Source organism: Streptosporangium nondiastaticum (genome assembly GCF_003011965.1).
In the GTDB taxonomy this organism is placed as follows: Bacteria; Actinomycetota; Actinomycetes; order Streptomycetales; family Streptomycetaceae; genus Streptomyces; species Streptomyces nondiastaticus.
Window position 1 is genome coordinate 1 of the sequence record NZ_PXWG01000300.1, and the last position, 1,478, is coordinate 1,478.

Here is a 1,478-nt window from a genome sequence, read left to right on the forward strand (position 1 = left end):
GGAACCCTTCGGACATCGCCAGAAGGAGTCCGTCGGCGGAGACCACGACGGTGTGGGACACCCCTGGGGTGTTCTCCACGAAACTGGTGATCAACCAGTTCAGGTTCTGCGCCGCCTGGCTCATCGGACTCAACTAACGCTCCTGCTGGTAGGTGGGGTCAACGGTGTGGTTGCCCGTGGACGAGGTGTTGCCGGCCTGACGCCCCTGCTGGATGCCCCGGCGGAGGTTGGTCAGACGGCCGCGCACGTCGTCGGGCGCACGCGAGACCTGCGGGCCGACCTGCGGGACCGCCTGCGTCTCGGCGGTGCCGTCGACCAGGTTCGCGCGCGGGACGCGGCGCGGCAGACCGGAGGCCGTGGTGCCGCTCGAGGCGGGCTCGCGGACCTGCTCGGCCCGGCGCCAGCGCTCGTCGTTGGGGGACTGGCGCCAGTTGTCGGCCGCGGGCTGCTGGGCCTGCTGCGCCTGGGGCGCCTGGCGGGTCTGCGGCACGGGGCGGGCCTGCGAGGGGCGGGTCGGCCGGCTCGCCTGCGGCGCACGGGGCATGTCGCCGAGCGGACCGCGCTCCGGGTCCTGGAGGGACTGGCGCGGCTGACGCTTCGGCAGGCCCTCCGCGGAGGGCGCCTCAGCGGCCTGCTCCGGCGCGGCGGCCTGGTCCTCGCCCGCGGCACCCCGGAACCAGTTGGACTCCAGCTCCTCGAACAGCGGGGAGCTGTGGCCGGCCTCACGGAGCGCCGGACGGGCGAACTGACCGGTGGTGCTGGTCAGCGGGTCGTCGTCGGCTTCCGGCTGGGCGTACTGACCGGACGTGCTGTTCGGCGTGTCGCCCTGCACGGGGCGGGCGTACTGGCCTGAGGTGCTGTTGGGTGCTTCGCCGAGGGCGGGGCGGGCGTACTGGCCGGACGTGCTGCTGGGCGTGTCGCCCTGCACGGGGCGGGCGAACTGACCCGACGTGCTGTTCGGGGCGTCGACGGGGCGCGGACGCTCGAACTGGCCGGACGTGCTGCCGGACGCGTCCGGACCCGCACCGATCGCCGGGAACTCGGCGGTGTCGCCGGGACCGGCGCCCGGCAGGGCCGCACGGGGCGCGGCCTGGGGCCCGGAGAACCGGCCCGTGCTCTCGACGTCCTCGTGACCGCGCGGCGTGTCCTGCGCGGAGCGCGAGGAGGTGTTGCCGGAGACCGGCCAGTCGTCCACGGGGGCGGCGGGCGGCGTCGGGGCCTGGGGCGCCTTGGGCGCACCGGCGGACTGCTCGTTGCCCCAGCTCGGGGCCTGACGGGCCGGAAGCTCGCCGGTGCCGTTGCCACGACCGGGCTGGCCGGGCTGACCGGGTCGGCCCTGCTGGCCCTGCTGGTTCGGCTGAGCGGACTGCTGCTTGCGGCCGCGGCCCTTGCCCGCCTGAGGCGCCTGGGATGCCTGCGGCGCCGGCGGCGGCACCGCGGCGGGGCCGCCGTTGCCACGGGTCGGCAGCGCGGGGCGG

1 protein-coding gene and 1 pseudogene are annotated in these 1,478 nt (G+C 76.1%); both read right to left on the bottom strand.

Annotation, left to right across the window (positions count from 1 at the left end; genetic code table 11):
- The coding region (locus tag B7P34_RS35880) for a roadblock/LC7 domain-containing protein (protein ID WP_223268611.1) at positions 1 to 124 on the bottom strand (124 nt) is incomplete at its 3' end.
- A 9-nt stretch (positions 125 to 133) separates the two neighbouring features.
- Positions 134 to 1,478 (bottom strand): annotated as a pseudogene (locus B7P34_RS37945) (hypothetical protein); the annotation flags it as partial.